Consider the following 23769-nt stretch of genomic DNA (forward strand, 5'->3'; position numbering starts at 1 on the left):
ACGACTCCAAATCATTATTCTGACAAGCGCACATAGACATCGAACTGTTCGCCCTGTCGCTCGACGGTCACTGTCATTTCCGTTGCGCCAGCCAGCTGCTGCATCGCCTGCATGGCTTGCATGTTGTCCCGTAAATCCAGCCCGTTGATGCTGATGGCCAGGTCATTGGCCTGCAGCCCGCTCTGGTTGAAAAATTCCGGATGGGGGCCCGGGTTGAGGCGATAGCCGGTCATGCGGCCATCCACCTGAACCGGTGAAATATTGAGGTAATCGGTGATCTTGCCCGGGTCGGCCATCAGCTCGCTGCGCAGGGAGCCAAGAGGAGCAGAGTTGGTTTGCGGCAGCGGCTTGCCATACTCCTCGCCATCCAGCATCAGGGTCTCGTCGCGGCCATCCCGCTCGATGATCACCCGATCCGGATAGACCTGCCGGATCCGCGCCTGGGTACCGTCAATCATGTCGCCAATACCATATGAGTTCTGGATGCCGGACATGGCGATGATGGCGATGGATTTGGCCGGATCCGAGCTGGCCAACACCCCGTTGAGCTGGGCATTGAGCTGGGTGCGCGGCGCATTGGCGGCCACGGCGGTTTTTGCCTGCGCCTTGGGGATCGCCTTGCCAAACAGCGCCAGTCGGCTCACCTCGCCCAATTCAAGGCGCGGACTGCTCTGGCCGCTGACCGCCACGGTGGAGGGTTGCCACGGCTGGCTGGATTGCGGGTTTGCCAGAGTGAGCAAGCGCCAGGTGAGGGCTGCGCTCTGCTGGGCCAGCATCAGCAGCAGCGCCAGAAAGAACACTCCGGTGACGCGAGTCAAAGGAAGCTGCCGGCACCGGGCCAGCAGCAGGGTCAAGATGTCATCCCTGAATCGTAGCGTCATATTAATCAACAAATTCCAGGCTCTGGGGCGGCTGCGTATTGTGTACGGCTGCGTGCTGTGACACAACGGGTCGGGGCGCACCAAACCGTAAAAATGGATATTTCATCACACCGTAAACCTTTGAATGCTCATAAAAGTGGCACTCAGGCGAGGTGCATCCTGCTTGCCAGCGATTATCAGGGGAAGGTGTGTACTCACCCTTGCCAATCCTGCAACGCCTTGAGGGTTACGCTCTGGCCTCCGACATCCAGCACAATGTACTGTTGGTCGATGGTGGCGAGCACGACCCCGGGGGCTATTTCGCTCCCTTCCCGGTATTCGCGGCCATTGAGCACCACGGCCCGCTTGGCCGGATTGGATGAGAACACATGGGAGCCATAGCTGAATGCGGGCACTTGCTGGCGAACCGAAAGCGGAGCGGCATTCAGCGACATCAACTGGGCCGGCTGCACGCTTTGGGAAACTGTACCTGATTCCTGTTGCAGCGGTGTTTCGTTGAGGGCGCGCATCAGCTGTTCGGCCAAGGTCGGTCGACTGGCTGCCGGATTGCTGGCAGCCGCTGCGACCCTGGGCTGCTGCACTACAGGTTCCGGCAGGGGCGGGGGCAGCGGACGGGTCACCATCGCCTTGGGCTCAACCCGCACGAAGGGGGAGGCAATCACCTCTTTTACCTCCACCTTCTCCTCGATGGGACGCAGGTGGATTAGATGCCAGCCATAGTTGGCACCCGCCCCCAGCAGCAGGGCAAGGGGCGCCAGCAACCAGCCGACGCGACGCGCGGGTTGCGCCTCCTCGCGGGCTATCGCCAACCCCATGGCGGGAATATGGCTCTGTTGCGAAGGCTGCTGGGCACGGCGCAGGGCATTGAGCAGGGTAGACATCAGGAGGTCTCCTCCAGTCTTGGCATGGGTTCGCCGGAGAGTGCGTTGAGCCGCAGCAGGGTGTTGCTGCCAGCGATGCCGTCAGGGGTGAGCCCCTGATCCCGCTGGAACTGCTGCAGTTTGTTCTTGAGCTCGCCATCGAAACGGCGCACCTTGCGTTCGGGTTGTTGCAATGCTCGGCTCAGAGCGTTGTCGAGCCACTGGATCTGGGTCTGTCCGGCATTGCTGGCGATCAGGCTGACGCCCCCTTTCGGCATGCGCCAGAGCAGGGTATAGCTGCCACCCCAGTTGTCGCTGAGCCACTGGCGATCCACTTGCCAGCTTTGGTTGCCGATCATCAGGCTGGCCTTGCTTGGCCCCAGATTGACCAGGGTGGCGTAATAGAGACCGCCACTCTGGTCAGTGAGCGTGATCATGGCGGGATGCTGCAGGGCGCGCAGCTCCTCGAGGCTTGCCTCTCCCTCCTGGCAGCGCAGACCGGCGCGAGGGGCGTTGTCACAGGTGGCATCGAACGGTTCCGGTTCATAGCCCCAGACCCGATAGAGATTCTGCATGGCGCTCTCGGGGTCGAGGGCCTGATTGATCGCCTCGGTCAACTGTTCCTGTTGTTCGGCCGTCTCGTCAACGGTGACAGGCACCTCGACCTTGACCACAGGCCGTTCGGGGAATACGCCGAAAAATTGCCAACCCCACCAGCCTGCAGCTACCAGCAAGGCGCCAGCCAGTGTCACCATCAGACCGGAAAGCCAGCTCCCCTCATCACGGACGCCGCTCACCTCGAACGCTGCCTGGCTGATGTCGCCATGAACAATCTTGTAGCTGCCACGGGCGAAGGCGGCGAGCAGGGCGCGATCGCAGATGAGGTTGATCAGGCGCGGAATGCCGCCGGAGAGCCGATGCAGCGTCTGGATCGCTCTGGGGGTAAAAATGGGCTGCACACAACCGGCTACTTGCAGCCGGAAGCGGACGTAGGCATCCACATCGGTGGCGGAGAGGGGCAGCAGGTGGTAGCGGGCGGTGATGCGCTGGGCCAGTTGGCGCAACAGGGGCTGGCGCAGCATCTGTTGCAGTTCGGGTTGGCCGATCAGCACGATTTGCAGCAGTTTTTTCTCGTCGGTTTCCAGGTTGGTGAGCAGACGCAACTGCTCCAACACCCCGGGCAACAGATGTTGGGCCTCATCCACCAGTACCACGCTGCGCTTGCCTGCGGTCAGGTTGGCCAGCAGGTGGTCGCGGATCAGGTCGAACAGTTGCTTGATCCCGGCCTCGGCGGGGTAGGGGAGTTGAAACTCGTCGCAGATGGCTGCCAGCAGATCCCGTTCGGTCAGGGAGGGGTTGAGGATGTAGGCGATCTCGGTATCTGCTGGCAACTGCTGCAGCAGGCAACGGGAGACGGTGGTTTTGCCGGTGCCCACTTCGCCGGTCAGCAGCACAAAGCCGCCACCATCCTGCAATCCGTAGTTGAGGTGAGCAAGGGCTTCGCCGTGGCGCTCACTCATATAGAGGTACTTGGGATTGGGCGAGATGGAGAAAGGCGGTTCCGATAGGCCGAAGAACTGTGTGTACATGAGGGGATTCTTTTGTAGCCGGCGACAGATAAGAAATGTCTCCGGATGATAGCAAACCTCGAATTCATTGGAAGCCATCATTGGCAAAGGATGACAAATTGCAGCCTTTTCCTGTCATCTTGTGATCCAGATATCGCCCCGTTGCACCATGGTACTCAAAAATTGCAACCAATCTGAAAAATAAGTTTTTCATCAATGGCTTGTCGGTATGCGTTGTCACAGTAGTCCGGTGTTTTCGGATCAATAGTCATGGTCTGGCCACTATTTATGCCCGTTTTCTCCTCTCGTAAGGGTGAACCGAGAGAGGGGCTAGCGGCGAAACAGCGCCAAACCCCAATCAGAGTACAGGGCGCGGGCCACTCTCCCCGCGCACTCTGTTACTGTCGTTGTAGCAGCAGGCTACCGATGGAGTAGCCTGCGCCAAAGGAGCACAGTACGCCGCGAGCCCCCGCAGGAAGGTCGCGATTGTACAGATGAAACGCGATGATGGAACCCGCCGAGCTGGTATTACCATAGCTATCAAGAATGACCGGCGCCTCCTGCTGGCTGGCATCGTGGCCGAGCAGTTTGCGGCCGATGAACTGGTTCATGGTGAGGTTGGCCTGATGGAGCCAGAGCCGGTTCAGGCTCTCGGCGGGCCAGCCCTGCTCATCGAGCTGGTTGGCAATCTGGTCGCACACCAGCGGTAACACCTCCTTGAACACCTTGCGCCCCTGCTGGCGGAACAGCTTGTCGTCGCTGTAGCGAGTGCGCGGGCTCAGCCGGTTCAAAAAGCCGAAGTTGTTGCGGATGTTGTTGGAGTATTGGGTCACCAGCTTGCTGGCCACCAGTTGCCACGGATTGGCCACCTTGCAATCTGCTTCCCGCTCCAGCAGCACCGCGGTGCAGGCATCGCCGAAGATAAAGTGACTATCCCGATCGCGAAAATTGAGGTGCCCCGAGCAGATCTCCGGATTAACCACCAGCGCCACTCGGGCGGTGTCTGCCGCCAGCATGTCGGCGGCAGTCTTGATGCCGAAGGTGGCGGACGAGCAGGCCACGTTCATGTCAAAGGCCATGCCGCTTGCTCCCAGATAGTGCTGCAGCTCGATGGCCAGCGCCGGATAGGGGCGTGGCATGTTGGAGGCAGCGACGATGACCAGATCGATCTCACCCGGCTCGCGGCCGGCGGCGATCAGCGCCTGCTCGGCGGCAGCCACCGCCATCTCCACCATGATGGAGGGCATCTCATCGGGCCGCTCCGCCAGCAGCGGTTGCATGATGTCGGGGTTGAGTACCCCTTCGCGGCTCACCAGATAACGGCTTTTGATGCCGGACGCCTTCTCGATGAACTCGCAACTGGAGTGCTGCTTGGCGGGGAGCTGGCCGGCGTCGATGGCGGAGGCGTTCTCCTCGTTGTAGAGATCCACATACTGGTTGAAGGCGGCCACCAGTTCTTCATTGCTGACGGCAAAGGGTGGGGTATAGAGGCCTGAGCCACTGATCACGATAGAGGTCATCTTTGCTCCTCGCCGGGTGCGTTCCCGGCTTGTCGGTTTATAGGGTAGAGAGGGTTACAGCTGGTCGATCGCCGCAGCGAGACCCGCCAGAGTCAGCGGATGCATCCGTCCGCCAACCACGTCATTCATCAGTTTGATGGAGGGATGCCAGAGCCACTCCCGCCGCGGGGTGGGGTTGATCCACACCAGTTTGGGAAAGTGCTGCTGCAAGCGGGTGAGCCACGCCTGACCCGACTCCTCGTTCCACTGCTCGACACTGCCGCCCGGCCAGGTGATCTCGTAGGGGCCCATGGTGGCATCCCCCACCAGGATCACCCGGTAGTCGCTGCCATAGGTGCGCAGTAGCCGCAGGGTATCGAACCGCTCCTCAAAGCGGCGGGCGTTATCCTTCCAGACGAAGTCGTAGAGGCAGTTGTGAAAATAGAAGTACTCCAGATGCTTGAACTCGTGGCGCAACGCAGAGAAGAGACGCTGCACCTCGGCCACGTGGGCATCCATGGAGCCCCCCACATCGAAGAAAACCAGCAGCTTCACCCCGTTGTGGCGCTCGGGCCGCAGCTTCACATCGAGCCAGCCCTGGCGGGCCGAACTTTTTATGGTGTCGTCGAGATCCAGCTCGTCGGGATTGCCTTTGCGCACCCAGCGTCTGAGTTTGCGCAGTGCTAACTGGATGGCGCGCTGGCCAAGCGGTGAGTCGTCGCTGAAGTTGCGATAGTGACGGGCCTCCCACACTTTGGCCGCCTTGCCGTGCTGCTTCTCTCCACCCATGCGCACCCCCTCGGGGTGAAAACCGCCATGGCCAAACGGGCTGCTGCCACCGGTCCCTACCCACTTGTTGCCGCCGGCGTGGCGCTCTTTCTGCTCGCTTAAGCGCTGGTTAAGGGTTTCAAGCAGCTTGTCGAGTCCGCCAAGGGATTTGAGCAGCGCCTTCTCCTCTGGGCTCAACAGTCGCTCGAACTCCTTGCGCAGCCACTCCTCGGGCAGGCTTTCCGGCAGCAGGGGGATGGCGTCCAGCCCCTCATAGTATTCGGCGAAGGCGCGATCGAAGCGATCGTAGTGGGCCTCGTCTTTTACCAGCAGGCAGCGGGAGAGTTGGTAGAACTCCTCCATATCGACAGCGACCAGCCGGGCAGCCAGTGCGGCGTGCAAGTCCAGCAGCTCACGCAGGCTGCAGGGGAGCTTGTGGCGGCGCAGATGGGTAAAAAAGTCGATCAGCATGGTTCAGCTGCCGCGCCGGGCCAGAAAGGCGAGCTTCTCGAAGAGATGCAAATCCTGCTCGGTCTTGAGCAGGGCGCCATATAGCGTGGGCACCAGCTTGCCGGGCTCGCGGGCGCGCATCGCCTCGGGGGCGATATCGTCGGCCAAGAGCAGGCGGATCCAGTCCAGCAGCTCCGAGGTGGAGGGTTTCTTGCGCAGCCCCTCTACCTCGCGCAGCTCGAAGAAGAGATCCATTGCCTCGCCAAGCAGGCTCTCCTTGAGGTCGGGGTAGTGGAGTTTGACGATGGCCTGCATCTCGACCTTGTCGGGGAAGCGGATGTAGTGGAAGAAACAGCGGCGCAGGAAGGCGTCCGGCAGCTCTTTCTCATTGTTGGAGGTGATGATGACCACAGGCCGCTGGCGTGCCTTGACTCGCTCGCCTGTCTCGTAGACGTCGAACTCCATCCGATCCAGCTCCAGCAGCAGATCGTTGGGGAATTCGATGTCGGCCTTGTCGATCTCGTCGATCAGCAGCACAGGTCGCTGCTCGGCGCTGAAGGCCTGCCACAGTTTGCCTTTACGAATGTAGTGGCTGATATCGGCCACTCTGGGGTCGCCGAGCTGGGAGTCCCGCAGCCGGGCCACCGCATCATATTCGTAGAGTCCCTGTTGGGCCTTGGTGGTGGACTTGATATGCCAGGCAATCAGGTCTGTGCCGAGATGGTCGGCGACCGCTTCCGCCAGCACCGTCTTGCCGGTGCCCGGCTCCCCTTTGATCAGCAGCGGTTTTTCGAGGGTGATGGCGGCATTGACCGCCATCTTCAATGCATCGGAGGCGAGATACTGGCTGCTTCCTGAAAATCCCATAACGTCGGTTCCTTTGACGATTGGCGCCTGGAGTCAGGGGCCAGAGAGAATAAGCTCTATATGTTGTAATACCATATGGTTATAACGAATAGTCACTTCTCATTCAGAAACCACAGGGTAATCTTGTTTCATCGTCGTAACAAACACAGGGATAGCGCCATGAGCAAAATTTTTGAGGACAACAGCCAGACTATCGGTCACACCCCGCTGGTTCGTCTCAACCGTGTTACCAAAGGTCGCGTGCTGGCCAAGATCGAGAGCCGCAACCCCAGCTTCAGCGTCAAGTGCCGGATCGGTGCCAACCTGATCTGGGATGCCGAGAAGCGCGGCATCCTGACCAAGGGTAAGGAGATCATCGAGCCCACCAGCGGCAACACGGGTATTGCTCTGGCCTTTGTCGCGGCAGCTCGCGGCTATCCTATCACCCTGACCATGCCGGCTACCATGAGCCTGGAGCGCCGCAAGTTGCTCAAGGCGCTCGGTGCCAATCTGGTGCTGACCGAAGGGCCGCTTGGCATGAAGGGGGCCATTGCCAAGGCCAACGAGATCCTCGAATCCGAGCCGGGCAAGTATGTGTTGCTGCAACAGTTTGAAAACCCGGCCAACCCGGAGATCCACGAAAAGACTACCGGCCCCGAGATTTGGGATGCCACTGACGGCGAGGTAGATGTGTTCGTGGCCGGGGTCGGTACCGGCGGCACCATTACCGGTGTCTCCCGCTATCTGAAGCAGACGAAAGGCAAGGCGGTGGTCTCTGTTGCGGTCGAACCGGCGGAGTCGCCGGTCATCAGCCAGAAGCTGGCCGGGGAAGAGATCAAACCGGGCCCCCACAAGATCCAGGGGATCGGCGCCGGCTTTATCCCGGGCAACCTGGACCTCTCCCTTATCGATCGGGTGGAGAAGGTGACCAGCGATGAAGCCATCGAGATGGCCCGTCGCCTGATGGAGGAGGAGGGGATCCTGGCCGGTATCAGTTCCGGTGCTGCGGTGGTGGCAGCCAGCCGTCTTGCCGAGCTGCCGGAATTTGCGGGCAAAACCATTGTGGTCATCCTGCCGAGTGCGGCGGAGCGTTACCTCTCCAGCGCCCTGTTTGCCGGGGTGTTCAGCGAGCAGGAACTGCAGCAGTAACTGATCGGAATCTTTCAAAACAGCGGCGCTCCCAGGAGCGCCGCTTCTTTATGGGCTAGACTCAACCCCTGTTAGTGTCACTTGATCCTTATTTTTTGGGGTAAAATAACAAGTTCCGGAGTGAGAAAAAAAGCAGACATTCCGCTCTAAATCTCATATCCTGTGCGGCGTCACGCGGTGTTTGCTGGCTGGGTATCACAAAGTAACAAAGTGTTATTTTTCGTTATAAAATAATTTCAGGCCAGTCCTGATGCGGCTTGTAGCCCAATAACTGAAAATTGCCAACCAGCGCGCCGATTACTGCACAGAAACTTGACCTGGATTAAACCATTGCGGGTCTGCTTTCGTTACTTTACAACATATCCATACTGACACGGTGGGTCAGGTTGCTTCAAAAACGACCAATCCACCAAAAAATATCAATAATATGGGGTGAAACCATGTACGAGAAGTCTGTTGTTATTACTGCTGAAAACGGCCTGCACACCCGTCCGGCAGCTCAGTTCGTGAAAGAAGCCAAAGAATTCCAAAGCGAGATCACTGTGGTCTCCGGTGGCAAGTCCGCCAGCGCCAAGAGCCTGTTCAAGCTGCAGACCCTGGGCCTGACCAAGGGTACCAACGTAACTATCCAGGCTGATGGCCCGGATGCTCAGCAAGCTGTTGAGAAGCTGGTTGCCCTGATGGACGAGCTGGAGTAATCCAGCTTTAGATTCCTCCCCCACAGTCGTTTTAATAGGAAGGATTATGATATCTGGCATTCTTGCGTCCCCCGGTATCGCATTCGGTAAGGCGCTTCTTCTTAAAGAAGATGAAATCGTTATCAATCAGGGCAAAATCTCTGCTGACCAGATTGATGCCGAGATCAACCGTTTCCTCGAAGCTCGTACCAAGTCAGCTACCCAGCTGGAAGCCATCAAAGAGATGGCCGGTCGCACCTTCGGTGAGGAAAAAGAGGCCATCTTCGAAGGCCACATCATGCTGCTCGAAGATGAGGAGCTGGAAGGGGATATCAAATCCTTCATCAAAGAGAACAAGGCTTCCGCTGACAAAGCCATCTATGAGGTGATCGAACAGTACGCCAAGATGATGGCCGAGCTGGATGACCCTTATCTGCGCGAACGCGCTACCGACTTCCGTGACATCGGTACCCGTCTGGTCAAGAACGTACTGGGCATCGCCGTTGTCAACCTGAGCACCATCGACGAAGAGGTGATCCTGGTCGCCAAAGACCTGACCCCGTCTGAAACCGCTCAAATCAACCTGAAATATGTGCTGGGTTTCGTCACCGACATCGGTGGCCGTACCTCTCACACCTCCATCATGGCCCGCTCCCTGGAGCTGCCGGCCGTGGTAGGCACCAACGACATCACCGAGCGCGTCAAGAACGGTGACATGCTGGTGCTGGATGCGATCAACAACCAGATCATCATCAATCCGACCGCTGAACAGCTGACCGAAGCCAAGAAGTTCCAGGCTCAGTTCCAGGCCGAGAAAGATGAGCTGGCCAAGCTGAAAGATCTGCCTGCCATCACGCTGGATGGTCACCAGGTCGAAGTGTGCGCCAACATCGGTACCGTCAAGGATACCGAAGGTGCCATCCGTAATGGCGCCGAAGGCGTGGGTCTGTACCGTACCGAGTTCCTGTTCATGGACCGTGACGCGCTGCCGACCGAAGACGAGCAGTTCAAAGCCTACAAAGAAGTGGCCGAAGCGATGCCGGATCAGCCGATCATCGTGCGTACCATGGACATTGGCGGCGACAAAGAGCTGCCGTACATGAATTTCCCGAAAGAGATGAACCCCTTCCTGGGCTGGCGTGCCGTGCGTATTTTCTTCGACCGCGAAGACATCATGCACGCTCAGCTGCGGGCCATTCTGCGTGCGTCTGCCTTCGGCAAACTGCGCATCATGTTCCCGATGATCATCTCTGTCGAAGAGTTCCGTAGCCTGAAAGCTACCGTGGAGACGCTGAAAGCCGAACTGCGTGCTGAAGGCAAAGCCTTTGATGAATCCATCGAAGTGGGTATCATGATCGAGACCCCGGCCGCTGCCGTGATGGCTCATCATCTGGCCAAGGAAGTGGATTTCTTCAGTATCGGTACCAACGACCTGACCCAGTACACCCTGGCTGTCGATCGCGGTAACGAGATGATCTCCGCTATGTACAACCCGCTGTCACCCTCCGTCCTGACCCTGATCAAGATGGTTATCGATGCTTCCCACGCCGAAGGCAAGTGGACCGGTATGTGTGGTGAATTGGCTGGTGACGAGCGCGCCACCCTGCTGCTGCTGGGTATGGGTCTGGATGAGTTCTCCATGAGCGCCATCTCTGTACCGCGTATCAAGAAGCTTATCCGCAACACCAGCTTCGAAGATGTGAAGGCAATGGCTGACCAGGCATTGAGCTTTGCCACCGCTGCTGAAATCGAAGCGTGCGTAGATAACTTTATCAAGCAGAAGGCAGTCTGCTAAGATCGGCTGCAAACAGCGACAAATCATCTTTAGGAGCTTTTACTATGGGTCTGTTCGACAAACTGAAGAAACTGGTGTCCGACGATAGCGCTGATACCGGCGGCATCGAAATCTTTGCTCCGCTGTCTGGCGAAATCGTGCCGATCGAAGATGTGCCTGACGTTGTCTTCGCCGAGAAGATCGTGGGTGACGGCATCGCCATCAAGCCGGCTGGCAACAAGATGGTTGCTCCGTGCGACGGCACCATCGGCAAAATCTTCGAGACCAACCATGCGTTCTCTCTGGAGTCCGACTCTGGTATCGAGCTGTTCGTTCACTTCGGTATCGACACCGTTGAACTGAAAGGCGAAGGCTTCAAGCGTATCGCTCAGGAAGGCCAGCAGGTCAAGCGCGGTGACACCATCATCGAATTCGATCTGGCCGTTCTGGAAGCAAAAGCCAAATCTACCCTGACTCCGGTGGTCATCTCCAACATGGACGAGATCAAAGAGCTGGTGAAGATGACTGGTGCCGTGACTGTGGGCGAGACTCCGGTTATCCGCATCAAGAAGTAATGGTCGGCTGGCCTATGCCAGTTGCCGCAGTAAAAAACCGAAGCCTGGTGCTTCGGTTTTTTTATGGTTGCGTGCGAGCTTCCCTTTCTGGCTATCAGGCTATTGTGCCGAGATGACCACCCGGTTACGTCCCTGCTCCTTCGCCTGATAAAGGGCTCGGTCTGCCATCATCAGCAGATAGTCGATGCTCTCCTGACCCTTCATGCCGGCACACCCCAGACTGATGGTTAGCGCGATCTGTTCTCCTTGCCATGGCAAGCGGGTGGTACTGACATGCTGGCGCAGTTGCTCGGCACGTTGTGCCGCCTGCTCAATGCTGCAGTCTGGCAGGATCAACAGAAACTCCTCTCCACCCCAACGGGCCAGGCTTTCCCCGGGCAACAACTGGCCCGCCATGGCATGGGCGACGGCGCAGAGTGCGGCATCGCCCGCAGGATGGCCGTAGCGGTCGTTGACCTGCTTGAAATGGTCGATATCTCCCAACACCACCGAGAGGGGCTGGCCCTGCAACCAGAGAGCCTGCAGCTGTTGCTGGGCGCCACGCCGGTTGGTCAGTTCGGTGAGGGGATCGGTGCAGGAGAGGCGGCTCACCTCTTCTACCATGCATTGCAGGTCGTGGATATCGCGAAAGGTGACGATATGGCTATCCGGGATGGCATCTGCCCCCAGCTGGGCGGTGACGATAAACCAGCGAGAGTGGCCACTCTTGCATCGGATCAGCGCCGGCATCTCGGCGACCTCCAGTCCATGGTGCAGGCTCTGCTCTATCTGGTTATGCCAGGCCTGAATTACCGAGTTGCGATAGCTCTCATCGGGATAGGCGAGGTGAAACCAGCTCTCCATGTCCGGCAGATCCTGCAGCTCATAGCCCAGCTGTTCGCGAAAGGCCCTGTTGAGGAAGAGATGGCGACGCAGGGGGATCCGGTCGGGTGACATATGACCCTGGCTGGCTGTCGACTCGGACACCAGGATTGGGAGCGGGATCACATCAAAGGAGCGAAACAGAATGTGCTCTAGTTGTTGGTCATCCATGGGCGAAAACGCGGCTCCCTGCTCTCCCGTTCGTCAGCCTACATTAGGTGAGAGACCGCAGCGGGTAAACTCATTTATCACTCTCCGGCGGTTGCCTGAGTGGACGGTCGTGGCAACGGGAACATAAAAAAGCCGCTCACCTGGGTGAGCGGCTGTTGTCATCAGATCAGTGCAGTTCGCTATCAGGCTGGCTGCTTGCCATCTTCCGCGGGAGGTGGCAGAGCGGCGGAGTTGGACTCCACCTTCTGCTCTTCGCCCTGCATGTTCTTGATGTAGACATCCATCTGGTTGAAGGCGATCTCGATGCCGTTCTCGCGGAACAGCTGGTCGATCTTGCGGTTCAACTCGTCTACCGCCGGGTTGCGATCACCCAGTTCGCTCACGAAGAAGCGCAGCTCGTGATCCAGCGTGCTGGCGCCAAAGGTGAGGAAGTAGACGATGGGGGCTGGGTCTTTCAGCACGCGGCTGTTTTCGTCGGCCGCCTGCTTGAGCAGGGTGCGAGTCAGCTCGAGATCCGAGCCATACGCCACGCCCACCCGTACGATCACCCGGGTGACGGTGTCACTCAGCGACCAGTTGATGAGCCGTTCTGTCATCAGCTGCTGGTTGGGGATGATCACCTCTTTGCGGTCGAAGTCGGTCAGGGTGGTGGCGCGAATGCGGATCCGCGAGACGGTACCGGAGAAGGAGCCGATGGTGACGGTGTCACCGATCCGCACCGGACGCTCGAACAGGATGATGATGCCGGAGACGAAGTTGGAAAGAATTTCCTTCATGCCGAAACCGATACCGACTGACAGACCACCCGCTACCCACTGCAGCTTGTCCCACTGTACGCCCATCATGGAGAGAGCGGTGAGGGAGCCAAAGCCGATCAGCACGTAGTTGAGCATGGTAGTGATGGCGTAGGCGGTCCCCTGAGCCAGGTTGAGCTTGGAGAGCACCAGCACCTCCAGCAAGCCGGGCAGGTTGCGCGCCAGTGACCAGGCACCGCCGAGCAGCAGGAAGCCGATCAGCACGTCACTCAGGCTGATGGGGAACAGCACGGCGTTGGCGCCGGTGCCTTCACTGCGGTGCCACAGCACCATGCTGTCGAGGTAGGAGAAGACCGCGACCAGATCGGACCAGAGCCAGTAGAAGGCGACACCGAAGATCAGCATCAGCACGGTACGGGTCAGACGCAGGGATTGCTGGCTGACATCCTCCAGGTCCATGGGCTGCTCTTCGATGGACTCGCCACCTTCCGCATCTTCCGAAGATTTGTGCTCACGCTTGGCCACCGCTCGGCGGTAGGCCAGACGACGGGCAGCCAGCTCCAGACCACGCAGGGCGGTGCGGTAGACCAAGCTCCAGATGATGATGAGGTAGAAGGATTCGATCAGGCGACCGGTCAGCTTCAGCGCGGTGTAGTAGTAACCGAGCACAGCCAGCACGATCAGCGCCACCGGCGCCAGCGCCAGGGCGATGGCGATCAGCGACTTCTGCATGCTCGCCTCGCCCTTGATGCGGGCGCGGGAGATGGGGAACACCAGATAGGCGGCCAGCCCCAGCAGGGTCAGGGTCATGGCCTGGCCGATCACGTCGTTGCCCAGGGTGGAGGGTTCAACCACCGCCTTGGTTGCGAGCATGATGAGCGGCAGCAGTGGTAACCAGATGTAGCGCATGCTGTTGCGCTTGGCCTGCAGCTCCGCTTTCGGGATCCGGAAGTGGGTTTCGGCGATGCCGCCCGGGCGCATCACCGCCAGATAGACGCTGAATACCAGATAGCCGAGGGCAAGGTTCAGGGTGATCTGGAACATCAGCTTGGGACTGAGCAGACCGCAGTAGGTGAGCAGCAGACCGCCAGCCAGAATGAACATGCTGCCCGGCAGGCGTTGCAGCACGGTATAGAGCAGGGCGCGCGGGGTGTGCCACTGGCTGTCCTGACGGAAACGGCCAAGGTCCTTGGTGATCTTCTTCTCGCGCTCAACCAGCGCCGGACGTTTCCAGACCAGCAGGCCGCCGATCAGCAGCAGCGGGAAGGCAAGCAGGGAGATCCCCAGCAGCTCTTCGCGCCAGCGTTTCCAGTCCGGTTTCAATACCCAGTCGGAGGCCTGTTTGTAGGCCTGGGCGGGCCAGCTGATAAACCACTTGCTGTCGATGGGCTTGTTGCTGCTTACCCAGAAGATGTGTTGCTGCAGGGTAAATTCGATAGAGGCATAGACCCGCGCCAGCTGCTGCTGGGTCAGCTGCAGGCTGATGGCGTTGGTAAGCTGGCTGTCGAGTTGGCGGTTGAGCTGATCGAGCAGATTGATGCGGGTATCGAGCAGCTTGGCAAGGTTCTCCTTGTCCTCCTCGCTGACCGGATCCTTGCTGCCGGCGATCAGATTGTCTAGATAGAGGTTCTTCTGGAACAGCTGGTCACGCTGCTGGCTCAGTTCAAACTGGGCCAGATGCAGATCGGCGATCTGCTCTTCCAGGTTTTTGACGGCGATGGTGGGCGCCGCTTCCAGCTGCTGGTAGAGCTGATAGAGGATGCGTGACAGCAGCAGATTGCCCTTGAGCATCTGCACCTGTTCATTGAGGTTGCGCTCGGTCTGGATGCCGCGCTCCAGCCAGCTCTTGGCTTGCAGGTTTTTCTGGACCAGCGAGTTGAGGCTGGTGGTGGCACCGATCAGCTGCTGGCTGAGCTGGTGGTTGAGCTCCTGCTCTTTTTGCACCAGCGGGCTGTCTTCGGTCGCCACCAGTTCACCGGTCTGCTCGGCGGTTTTTTCGGTGTCGCCGAGGCGCTTGGCGCTGCTCTGATCCTGCAACAGCTGCAGTTTCTGCTCTTCGCTGGCGAGACGGGCACTCTGGTAGTCGCGCTGCTTGATCGCCAGATCTTGCATGCTGGTACGGTTATCCAGCTCCTTTTGCAGGTGGGCCAGTTGCAGGTCGAGCAGGGCCAGCTCGGCACCGAGCTTCATCTTCTCGGCGCTGGAGACGCTTTCACCGGCGTTGAGGCGGGTACGGATCTCCTGACTGCGCTGGTAGGCGCGGCTCATGCTGGCCTGGGCGCGCTCCGGCAGGGTCTGCAAGCTGGTGAGCTGGCTGCCGATGGCGCCGAGGGCCTCCTGGGCCGCCTGCATGTTGGCCAGCACTTCCGGCTGACGGCTGTCGAGCTCTGCCAGACTCATGCTGGCGTATTCGCTCTTGATCTGCTCGGCACTCTTGCCCTTGGTCAGGGCATCGAGCTTGGCACTGATCTCTCTGAGTTCGGTGGGCAGGTTGCGGATCCGCTGGGCCTGGGTCTTGGCCTTCGCCTCTTCCTTGTCGATGCTGTCGAGCAGACCGAGGGTTTCGGTCAGCAACTTCTGATCCGCTTGCTGACTGACGGTCAGGGTCTCTGATTTACCCAGACCATCCAGCGCTCGCTGAACTGCGTTGCGAGAGGGGACATCTTGCGCCATGGCTTGCGGCACGCAGAGGCTGGCAAGGAGACAGAGCAGCGGCAACAGGGTGGCCGAGACTCTTTTAAAACGTATTGAGGGCATATAACTTCCGGGTTATTACGCGATATTCGGGAGATTTCCCGCATAGATTAAATTCGCGTGGATTCTAACACCGGGCTTGTCAGGTAAGCAGGGGGGAGGGACAAAAAAAACGGCGCCCGCAGGCGCCGTTTTCAACTCGTTCAGCTCTGATTAAAGAACGTGAACAGAAGCGGTGTTGGTGGTGCCGCTCGGTACCAGAGCACCGGAGACCATCACAACCACGTCACCTTTCAGACCCATGCCGATTTCCAGCGCGGCTTCTTTACCGATGCGATAGAAATCGTCGGTAGAGGCGATGCTGTCAACCACGTGAGCAACCACACCCTTGGTCAGAACCAGCTGGGCAGCAGTTTTCTTGTTGGTGGTGATAGCCAGGATCCAGGCTTTCGGGAAGTACTTGCGAATGGCCTTGGCAGATTTGCCGCCTTCGGTAGCAACCACGATCAGCGGGGCGTCCAGCTTCTCGGAGGTCTCTACGGCGCCTTTACATACGGCTTCGGTGATGCGCAGCTTGTTGCTGTCGTTTGCAGCAGACAGGTTGGACGGCATCACGGCATCGGTACGCTCGCAGATGGTGGCCATGATGGTCACGGCTTCCAGCGGGTACTTACCCTTGGCGGATTCACCGGACAGCATCACTGCGTCGGTACCGTCCAGGATGGCGTTGGCCACGTCGCCAGCTTCGGCGCGGGTCGGACGCGGGTTCTTGATCATGGAGTCCAGCATCTGGGTGGCAGTGATAACCACTTTGCGGGCTTTGTTGCACTTGGCGATGATCATCTTCTGGGCGAAGATAACCTCTTCAACCGGGATCTCTACACCCATGTCGCCACGAGCAACCATGATGCCGTCGGAAACAGCCAGGATCTCGTCGAAGTTGTCCAGACCTTCCTGGTTTTCGATCTTGGAGATGATCTGGATGTTCTCGCCACCGTGGGCTTTCAGGTGCTCACGGATTTCCAGAACGTCTTCTTTCTTACGGATGAAAGAAGCAGCAACGAAATCAACGCCTTGCTCGCAACCGAAGATCAGGTCGCGCTTGTCTTTCTCGGCCAGGGCCGGCAGCTTGATGGAGACGCCCGGCAGGTTAACGCCTTTGTTCTCGCCCAGATCACCGTTGTTCAGCACTTTACAGATAACTTCGCGCTCGGTGATTTCGATAACGTCCAGACCGATCAGGCCGTCATCAACCAGGATGCGGTTGCCGACGCGCAGATCGTTGGCGAAACCTGCATAGGTCACGGCCACTTTGTCTTTGTTGCCAACCACGGTCTGGTCGGTGGTGAAGGTGAAAGTCTGGCCAGCGACCAGCGCGACGTCGTTGCCGCCTTCCAGCTTCATGGTACGGATTTCCGGACCCTTGGTGTCCAGCAGGATAGCTGCGTGCTTGCCGGTCTCGGCCATTACAGCACGCAGGTTGCTGATACGGCTGCCGTGCTCGGCGTAGTCACCGTGGGAGAAGTTCAGGCGCATGACGTTCATGCCGGCGTCCAGCATTTTGGCCAGCATTTCTTTGGATTCGGTCTTCGGACCGATGGTGCAGACAATTTTGGTCTTTTTCATGTCAATCTTCATGGTTAAGGAATTTCCGCCGAGCAATATACACCAGTTTTTGGAATCTTTTTATGATCCAGAAACAACGTTTTGACCAGATAACGTTTTCTTTTCAGGGATAACGTTTTCCTGTGAGTCACATTTTAGAGCATACGGCCACAGGTTCGGGCTGAAGGGATACAAATGTTACCATCTGTGGTTGTTTGGCCGGGTTGAGGTTCAGATGTTGTAAAATGACCACCCGTCCGCTGTCACCGTCTTGTCACCGGCTTGCGCAAAAATGTTAGTTCATTGGCGCGCGGGTGAAGGAGGTCGGGATGAAAAACAGCCATGAAACCGGATGGGCTCTGCTCTTGCTGGGCGCCGCCCTGCTGCTGGTTCAGATGCTGCCAGCCCGCTACTGGCCTGACAATGCCGGTCTGCTGGCGATCTTCTCCCATCCGGTGAAAGGGGAGGCGGCCGCCGAGGGATTGGCGTGGCGAGAGTGGCAGGATCACAGTGCAGCGACCCGGATGGCGCTTCGTGCAGCCCGACCGCTGCCGGATGCACCGCAGCCTTGATATCTATTGCTGCTTACCGGTCGTGAAGGCGTGAAATTATCAACCATTAGTTGATAGTTCTTATCTATCTTGCTGGATTGTCCACCTTTCATGGCGGGAGGATAATCGATTCCAACAGCGATATCCCCTCCGGTATCGCCCCCTGATACTTTGTTGGAGTCTGCTTTATGTCCCTCGCCCCCGTCTGGTTTATCTCTCACGGCGCACCGGATCTGGTGCTGCGTGAGCAACCCGCCACCCGCTTTCTGCGAACCCTGCGTCTGGGTGAGCTCAAGGGGCTGGTGGTCATCTCCGCCCACTGGTTCAGCCGCGAGCTGCAGATCAACGTCGAGCCCAAACCGGCCTTGATGTACGACTTTTACGGCTTCCCCGAGCCCCTCTACCGGATGCGCTGGCCTGCCAGCAGCCCCGAGTGGCTGCAACAAGGGGTGAGCGACCAGCTGGCACTGGCCGGACTGACCGCCACCCCGGTGCGGCGCGAGCTGGATCACGGAGTCTGGTCGCCCCTATCTCTGATCGACCCAAACAGCGAGATCCCGCTGGTGCAGGTCTCCATTCCCGCGAGCTTCACCCCGGCCCAGTTGTGGCAGTTGGGAGAGGTGTTGGGGGCACTGCGCAGTCAGGGGATTGGCATCCTCGCCTCCGGCGCCATCACCCACAACCTGCGGGCGCTGGCACCGGAAGGCTCGCCAGTGCCGGAGTGGGCCAGCCTGTTTGTCGACTGGCTGGAGCAGAAGATGGCCGACGAGGATCGGCTGGCGCTGCTCGACTATCGTCGGCTGGCTCCAGGCGCGGTGGAGTCCCATCCCCACGACGATCATCTGCGCCCACTCTTTGTGGCGTTGGGGGCCGCTGATGGTGTGGCGCCCGCTCGGCTGCACGAGAGCTGGGATGGCGGCAGCCTCTATATGGGCGCCTACCGCTTCGGCTGATAGCCTCTCAACAAGACCCCGCCAATTGGCGGGGTCTTGTTATTTTCGGCGTAGTGATTTAGCCGATGGTACTGGTGATTGAGCTGATGCTACTCAGGGGACCACTACCCGGCTCTCGCCGCCGCCGAGGGCTTCGACTCTGATCTGCACGCCAATCCGTTCTACCAGCGTCTGGACGTGGGAGATGACCCCGATCTGGCGACCGGCGGCCTGCAGGGAGTCGAGGCTGGCGAGCGCCAGATCCAGACTGTCCGGATCGAGGGTGCCGAACCCTTCGTCAATAAACAGCGACTCGACCTGGGTCTGGCGTGACGAGAGGCTGGAGAGGGCCAGCGCCAGCGCCAGCGACACCAGAAAACTCTCGCCGCCGGAGAGAGAGTCCACCGAGCGCACCTCGTCCCCCATATCGAGATCCACCACCTGCAGCGCCAGATCGGTGCCGGGCACCCGCTCCAGTCGGTAGCGGGGCGAGAGCTCGGCGAGCTGGGCGTTGGCCTCCAGCAGCAGACGCTCGAGGGTGAGGCTCTGGGCGAAGGTGCGGAACTTGGCGCCGTTGGCCTGCCCGATCAGATCGCACAGCTGCTGCCAGTGGTCGGCCACCGCCTGCTGGGCGGCCAGTTCCTGTTGCAGGCTGCCCGCCTTGAGCGCTGCGGCTTCGGCCTGTGCCAGCTTGCTCTTGCACTCGAACAGCTGCTCTTCAAGGGCGCGACAACGGGCATCGAGCGCCGTCAGCTGCTCGCTCAGCTCTGCATCCGGCAGGGCGGCCAGCTCGGGATGGTGCTCGCGATAGCGATCCCGCTTGCTCTCCTCCAGCGCCAGCGCCCGTTGCCGCTCGGCAAGGCGGGTACGCGCTTCACCAAGGGCATCTTCCAGCCCTTGCAGGGCAGAGCGGCGAGCCTTGAGTTCATCGGGGCTGATGGCGAGCAGGCGGCGAAGGTCGTACTCGGCAATGCCAAGGGTGCTGGCGTGGGCAGCCCAGCGCCCCAGCACCTCCCGCTTGCGGCGGCTGCTGGTCTGCTTTTCCTGCTCCACATGGGTGAGGCGGGTCTTGAGTTCAGTCTGCCGCTCCCGCAGAGCACGGCCGCCGCTTTGCATCAGCTCCAGTTCGCTGGCGAGTTGTTGCAGTCGTTGCTGCCAGCGGCTCTCGACCAGCGGGATCTCCTCGCCACCCAGACAGGCGGCACGGCTGGTGAGCAGCCCCTGACGCTGCTGTTCGTGCTCCTTGTAGTCCCGCTCGAGTTTGTGCAGCAGCTCGCGCTGGGTCTGCAGGCGTGCCTCCTGCGCACTCAGGGCGGGGGTGAGGCTGGCGATCTCGCTGGCCAGCCGCTCCCACTCGCTCTGGCCGTGCAGCCAGGCTTCGCAGGTCCGTTGCCACTCGTGCCACTGCTGGCTGCCGAGCCACTGGCGCCAGGGTTGGCCGCCCATCTGTTCATCGAGGCGGTGGGCGCCCTGTTCGAGGCGCTGGCGCAGGGTCGCCTCCTGCTCACCCATGCCTTTCACTTCCCCTTCCAGTGCGATGCGCTGGCGATCGGCCTCCTGCCACTGCTGGTCAAACTGCTGGTGCTGGGCAGCCAGTTGGCTTAGTTGTTGACGCACCCCTTGCAGCTGTTGTTGGCCAAGCTGGGCCTGACGCAGCTGCTGCTGGCTCTGGGCCAGCCCCTGCTCCAGCGCCTGGCCACGGCCAAGCAGGGTGCTCATCAGCTCGTTCCACTCAATGGGGCTTTGGCGCAGCGGCAGCGAATGGCCGAGCAGGGTATCGCCTCCCAGTTGCAGCCAGCGCTGGGTCAGCTGTTCGGCGCGCGCTTCCAGCTCCGGCAGGTGCTGCTGGCGCACTGCCAGCTGGCGAGCCAGCTCCTGACGCTCGCTCTCGCACTGAATGTATTGGTGGTTGAGCCGCTCCCACTCCAGTTCGAGGCTTCTGGCCCGCTCCGCCAGCTGACCGAGAATACCCGCCACCTGCGGCTGGCTCTGGCTGTAGGGGTGCTCCTCGGCGCCGCAGAGCGGGCAAGGTTCTCCATCGCTCAGGATATGGCGATACTGCTCGAAGCTGGCGATGGCGCGGGACTGCTCCAGCGCATGGCGCGCCTCATCCCGCTGCAGGGCGAGCCGCTCGCGGGCGGGGGCCAGCTCTTCGCTTAGGGTGGCGAGCTTGCCAAGGGCCTGCTCCAGCTGGGCAATCTCCTGCTGCAAGCGGCCATGTTGTTCGCCGTGGTTGCGGCCATAATCGGCCAGCTCCAGCAGCTGGCGCAGCTGTCCCAGCTGTTCGGTTTGCTGCTGCCACTGCTCCTGCGCCTTGGCGAGGCGGCTCTCCCACTGCTGCTCCTGCAGCTCGTTCTGTTGCTGTTGCAGCCTGTCTTGTTCATGTTGCCAGTAGTCGCGCTCCTGCTGACCTTGCTCCAGTTGGCGCTGCAACTGTTGCAGGGCGCGCAGCTTGTGATCCCGCAGGGTGAGCAGCTGTTGCAGCTTGTCGGCATCCTCGGCCCAATCCTGCATGGCGGTGAGCAGGGGCTGCCACTGGCGGGCCACCGGTGCCAGCTCCTTGTGCTCTTCGAGCCAAAGGCCCCACTGCTGGTGCTGCTGCTTGAGCAGCTCCACCTGTCTGCTCTGCTCGCGCCAGCCCTGCTCGAGGGTGAGTTGCACTTCTCGCTCCTGCGCCCCCTCCTGCTGGATCTTCTGCAACTGCTGCACTTTTTCCCGGATGCGGGTATCGAGCTCCTGCGCCCGCTTGAGTTCGGGTTGCAGGGCACCCCATTCCCGCTCGGCGGCGATCTTCTCCGCCAGCAACTGCTGTTCGGTCAGCGCGCTCTGCTGGGTCTGCTCCTCGAGTTTGGCCAGCTCCGGCCCCAGCTCGGCGATCACCTTCTCCTGCTGCTGTACCTCAAGGGTGAGGCGGGCCAGCTCGTCGTGATCGGCTCGGGCCACCTGGGCCTGTTCGGCACGGGCAAACTCCTCGCGCTCGGGGGCCGCGGCGCCGTGGGCCTGCAGGGCGGCATCGAGCGCCGCCTGTCCCTCGGCGCAGCCCTGCAGCTGGGCTGCAATGCGACTGTTGAGGTCGCGCAAGTCCTGCATCAGCAGCTGCTGTTGCTGCTCGTGCTTGAGGGTGGTGGAGAGGCTCACCTGCTGGCTTACCCACTGTTCGCGGGTCGCTTCATCCATCAGCGCCACGTCGCCGAGGCGCTGGGCGATGGTGGCCAGCTTCTGCTGTTCTTCCCGCGCCCGTTCATAGGTCTGGATGGAGATGGCAGAGTAGAGTTCGGTGCCGGTCATCCGTTCGAGCAGGGCGGAGCGCTCGTTGGCATCCGATTTGAGGAAGGCGGCAAATTCCCCCTGCGGCAGGATCACCGCGCGGCGGAACTGCTCCCAGGAGAGACCCACCAGCTCGTCGATGCGATCCTGCAGCTCCCGCTTGCTGCCGGAGAAAACCTGCCTTGACTCCACATCGGTCAGGGTTCGCTCCTGCGCCTGAAAACGCCCCTCCGAGCGGTTTCGCGCCCGGCGCACCGCCCAGCGGGCCAGCCAGATGCGGCCATCGCAGCCACGAAACTGCACTTCGGCAAAGCCGCTGGCGTGGCCGCGACTGAGGATGCCACGCACGTCGTTGGCCTTGAGCTTCTCTTCGTCATCCATGCGGCCCACTTCGGCCACGTTCTTGCGATTGGCAATAAAGCGCGGCATCTCGTCGTAGAGGGCCAGACAAATGGCGTCGAGCAATGTGCTCTTGCCCGCGCCAGTGTTGCCGGTGATGGCAAACAGACCGGCGGCGCCGAGCGCCCCCCTGGTAAAGTCGATGGTGAAGGGGCCGGTCAGACTGGCCAGATTCTCACCTGACAGAGACAAGATTTTCATTGGTTTGACTCCTTCACCTGCTCCAGGATCTCTTCAAACGAGGCGACCAGTTGTGCTTCGGGTTCCCCCTCGAACTGGCGCTGATAGCAGAGGCGAAACACCTCGGTGGGGGAGAGCTCATCGAGCCTGCGCCGCTCGCGACCATCGGCCAGCCCTTCGCCCGAGCCCTGATACTGGGTGCTGATGCGGGCCAGACGCACCGGTTTGTCTGCGATTGCGGCGAGAATGCGCTCGCGGATGCGCGCTTCTGGCTTGGGCAGCAGCAGCCGCACTTCGAGGAAGGGTTGTGCCTCTTGTGGACAAGCAGGCAGCTCGAGCGATGCGATGGCTTGGAGTGCGTCGTCGAGGCTGCTCTGGGGCAGGCGGATCATCTCCACCGCGCGGGGTACCGGGATCCGCTCCAGCCCGGCCAGTTTCCCCTCTGAAAAGGTCACTTCCAGCACCTGATGGTTGTAGTTGGCTTCGGCCAGCGAAAGCGGCAGCGGCGAGCCGCTGTAGTGCACCCCCTCGGCCGGGCTCTGGGCCAGATGGAGGTGGCCGAGCGCCGTGTAGTCGGCACCGGCAAAGAGTTCGGCAGGCAGTGCGTGTTGGTTGCCGCCGAGCACCCGCCGCTCCGACAGCTCCGAGAGCTGGCCCGCCGCCAGATAGGCATGGCCCATGGCGATGAGCGGCAGACCCTCCCCGCAGCGGGCGCGCCCTTCGGCCAATACCTCGGCGTAGATTTGGCGTACCCCTTCGATCAGCCGGTCCTGCCCTTCTTCCAACGGCTCCACCCGCAAGTCGCTGCTGCGCAGGAACGGCACGGCGGCGCACCAGGCGGCAATGTTGCCCTCCTTGTCTTGCAGCGGTACCAGCAGGCGGTCGGTCTCGAGCTTGCCCTCACTGTCGCGACTGATGCTGCCCACCAGATGCAGATCAAAGGCGCGCAGCAGCTCGTGGGGGGCATCGAGCTTGGAGGGAGAGTCGTGGTTGCCGCCGATCAGCACCATGTTGAGGTGGGGCATCTCGGCGCGCAGCCGCGCCAGAAAACGGTAGAGTTGTTGCCAGGCGCTGGCGGGCGGATTGGCGGTATCAAACAGATCGCCCGCTACCAATAGGGCGTCGATCTCGCGCGCCTTGAGGGTGTCGCTCAGCCAGTCGAGGAAGGCATCGTGTTCAAAACGGCGGTCATGACCATGGAGTTGATGGCCAAGATGCCAGTCGGCGGTATGGAGGATTTTCATTGGAAAGCAGCCCGGTTGCAGGGATGGTGCCCGCGGCACCCGATGGAGACAAGATGAGGATGC

General features: G+C 60.4%; 17 protein-coding genes. 6 read left to right on the forward strand and 11 right to left on the reverse strand.

Annotated features, from left to right (window positions below; translation table 11 throughout):
- Nucleotides 1-14: 14 nt before the first annotated feature.
- From exeC to I6L35_RS12470, 6 genes are all read right to left on the reverse strand, one after another.
- Complete coding sequence (gene exeC / locus I6L35_RS12445) at nucleotides 15-854, reverse strand: GspC family type II secretion system variant ExeC (RefSeq protein ID WP_302056528.1); 840 nt, start codon at nucleotides 852-854, stop codon at nucleotides 15-17.
- 221 nt (nucleotides 855-1075) lie between these two features.
- Nucleotides 1076-1762, reverse strand: coding sequence for a GspB family T2SS assembly factor variant ExeB (gene exeB / locus I6L35_RS12450; RefSeq protein ID WP_216978323.1), 687 nt, complete (start codon nucleotides 1760-1762; stop codon nucleotides 1076-1078).
- Nucleotides 1762-3330 carry an ExeA family protein gene (locus tag I6L35_RS12455; protein ID WP_216978324.1) on the reverse strand — a complete coding sequence of 523 codons (1569 nt, stop codon included), beginning with the start codon at nucleotides 3328-3330 and terminating at the stop codon, nucleotides 1762-1764. The genes exeB and I6L35_RS12455 overlap by 1 nt, the downstream gene beginning before the upstream one ends.
- Nucleotides 3331-3707: 377 nt before the next feature.
- Nucleotides 3708-4829, reverse strand: a complete 1122-nt coding sequence (locus tag I6L35_RS12460; protein ID WP_216978325.1) for a beta-ketoacyl-ACP synthase III — start codon at nucleotides 4827-4829, stop codon at nucleotides 3708-3710.
- A gap of 54 nt (nucleotides 4830-4883) precedes the next feature.
- On the reverse strand, nucleotides 4884-6047 hold the full coding sequence (locus I6L35_RS12465) for a VWA domain-containing protein (protein ID WP_216978326.1): 1164 nt from the start codon (nucleotides 6045-6047) through the stop codon (nucleotides 4884-4886).
- 3 nt (nucleotides 6048-6050) lie between these two features.
- On the reverse strand, nucleotides 6051-6893 hold the full coding sequence (locus I6L35_RS12470; RefSeq protein WP_216978327.1) for a MoxR family ATPase: 843 nt from the start codon (nucleotides 6891-6893) through the stop codon (nucleotides 6051-6053).
- Between the two features lie 159 nt (nucleotides 6894-7052).
- Here I6L35_RS12470 and cysK point away from each other — a divergent pair, with 159 nt between their 5' ends.
- The 4 genes from cysK to crr all read left to right on the forward strand — a co-directional run bounded on the left by cysK (nucleotide 7053) and on the right by crr (nucleotide 11047).
- Complete coding sequence (gene cysK, locus I6L35_RS12475; protein WP_005338267.1) at nucleotides 7053-8021, forward strand: cysteine synthase A; 969 nt, start codon at nucleotides 7053-7055, stop codon at nucleotides 8019-8021.
- A gap of 440 nt (nucleotides 8022-8461) precedes the next feature.
- Nucleotides 8462-8719 (forward strand): HPr family phosphocarrier protein, encoded by a 258-nt coding sequence (locus I6L35_RS12480; protein ID WP_005338266.1) that lies wholly within the window; start codon nucleotides 8462-8464, stop codon nucleotides 8717-8719.
- 46 nt (nucleotides 8720-8765) lie between these two features.
- Nucleotides 8766-10493 carry a phosphoenolpyruvate-protein phosphotransferase PtsI gene (gene ptsI / locus I6L35_RS12485; protein ID WP_216978328.1) on the forward strand — a complete coding sequence of 576 codons (1728 nt, stop codon included), beginning with the start codon at nucleotides 8766-8768 and terminating at the stop codon, nucleotides 10491-10493.
- 44 nt (nucleotides 10494-10537) lie between these two features.
- Nucleotides 10538-11047, forward strand: a complete 510-nt coding sequence (gene crr / locus I6L35_RS12490; RefSeq protein WP_216953167.1) for a PTS glucose transporter subunit IIA — start codon at nucleotides 10538-10540, stop codon at nucleotides 11045-11047.
- Between the two features lie 99 nt (nucleotides 11048-11146).
- Here the strand turns inward: crr and I6L35_RS12495 are convergent, their stop codons facing one another.
- From I6L35_RS12495 to pykF, 3 genes are all read right to left on the reverse strand, one after another.
- Entirely contained in the window at nucleotides 11147-12079 is a 933-nt protein-coding gene (locus tag I6L35_RS12495; protein WP_216978329.1) for a sensor domain-containing diguanylate cyclase, read from the reverse strand.
- Between the two features lie 182 nt (nucleotides 12080-12261).
- Entirely contained in the window at nucleotides 12262-15591 is a 3330-nt protein-coding gene (gene mscK / locus I6L35_RS12500; RefSeq protein WP_128836218.1) for a mechanosensitive channel MscK, read from the reverse strand.
- 150 nt (nucleotides 15592-15741) lie between these two features.
- Nucleotides 15742-17154 (reverse strand): pyruvate kinase PykF, encoded by a 1413-nt coding sequence (gene pykF, locus I6L35_RS12505; RefSeq protein WP_031227651.1) that lies wholly within the window; start codon nucleotides 17152-17154, stop codon nucleotides 15742-15744.
- A gap of 308 nt (nucleotides 17155-17462) precedes the next feature.
- On the opposite strand from pykF, the gene I6L35_RS12510 reads away from it, so the two are divergent.
- Together I6L35_RS12510 and I6L35_RS12515 are read left to right on the forward strand one after the other, a co-directional pair.
- Nucleotides 17463-17705 (forward strand): hypothetical protein, encoded by a 243-nt coding sequence (locus I6L35_RS12510; RefSeq protein WP_216978330.1) that lies wholly within the window; start codon nucleotides 17463-17465, stop codon nucleotides 17703-17705.
- A gap of 167 nt (nucleotides 17706-17872) precedes the next feature.
- The gene (locus I6L35_RS12515; RefSeq protein WP_216978331.1) at nucleotides 17873-18637 is read left to right on the forward strand and encodes a class III extradiol ring-cleavage dioxygenase; all 765 of its coding nucleotides are present in this window, start codon (nucleotides 17873-17875) and stop codon (nucleotides 18635-18637) included.
- Between the two features lie 93 nt (nucleotides 18638-18730).
- On the opposite strand, the gene I6L35_RS12520 is transcribed toward I6L35_RS12515, so the two are convergent.
- Together I6L35_RS12520 and I6L35_RS12525 are read right to left on the reverse strand one after the other, a co-directional pair.
- A complete protein-coding gene (locus tag I6L35_RS12520; protein ID WP_216978332.1) occupies nucleotides 18731-22483 on the reverse strand; it encodes an AAA family ATPase in 3753 nt (1250 codons plus the stop codon).
- Complete coding sequence (locus tag I6L35_RS12525) at nucleotides 22480-23706, reverse strand: exonuclease SbcCD subunit D C-terminal domain-containing protein (protein ID WP_216978333.1); 1227 nt, start codon at nucleotides 23704-23706, stop codon at nucleotides 22480-22482. Before I6L35_RS12525 ends, I6L35_RS12520 begins: the two co-directional genes overlap by 4 nt.
- Nucleotides 23707-23769: the final 63 nt, after the last annotated feature.

This window comes from Aeromonas sp. FDAARGOS 1405 (assembly GCF_019048265.1).
GTDB lineage: Bacteria > Pseudomonadota > Gammaproteobacteria > Enterobacterales > Aeromonadaceae > Aeromonas > Aeromonas veronii_A.